Genomic DNA, 705 nt, shown 5'->3' on the forward strand with positions numbered 1-705 from the left:
ATTCAATCAGTTCTAAGCCATTATCACCGTACTGCGCACGCTCTTCATTGATTGACATAGCACTATCACCATCAAATAAGTTATAGACGGTGCCTTTTAAAGTCATATCGGTACCAAAAAAGTCCGTGTTATAAGTCAATGACATATCGACATTCGTTAACCAAGGTAGGTTTCCTTTGCTACCACGAGGAGCTGGATTACCATTTTCATCGTAATGTGATGCTTGATCATAGTATTGGCTAATACACGCATCCCAAGGATTCCCCTCTGCACAGCTATCTACGCCCGCTGGATGAACTGAAAAGTAACTTTTAGGACGGCCTGATGTAGTACGGGCAACAAGACCAATGGTCAGAGCTTCTGTGATGTTGTATGCACCACTGAATTTAAATGCATGGCGGTGGTCGTTAGGTAAGTTACCGTAGCCGTGATCCATCAAATCGCCATAGTCATAAGAGGTTGTCCAGCCTGGATCAGCTTGGTCGTTATCCGTTTTCACAAGCCCTTCGGTGTTACCATAACTATGTGACCAGGTATATGAGGTATTAATACGTAAATCATCCGTCACATTGCCGTCTAAGGTAAACTCAAGTGCTAAGTACTTACGCTTAGCCTCTGGTAAAGCAAGTTCATCAGTACTTAAATTAACCTCATCAACCTGACCATCACCGTCAAAATCATATGACATTTGAATAGCTTCACCTG

The 705-nt window shown here is 42.7% G+C and carries 1 protein-coding gene; it reads right to left on the bottom strand.

Annotated features, from left to right (window positions below; genetic code table 11):
- Positions 1-705, bottom strand: a 705-nt coding sequence (locus tag CWB80_RS22060; RefSeq protein ID WP_502705022.1) for an outer membrane beta-barrel protein, incomplete at both ends; no start/stop codon positions are given.

It is taken from the genome of Pseudoalteromonas sp. S1650 (assembly GCF_005887195.1).
Classification (GTDB): domain Bacteria; phylum Pseudomonadota; class Gammaproteobacteria; order Enterobacterales; family Alteromonadaceae; genus Pseudoalteromonas; species Pseudoalteromonas simplex.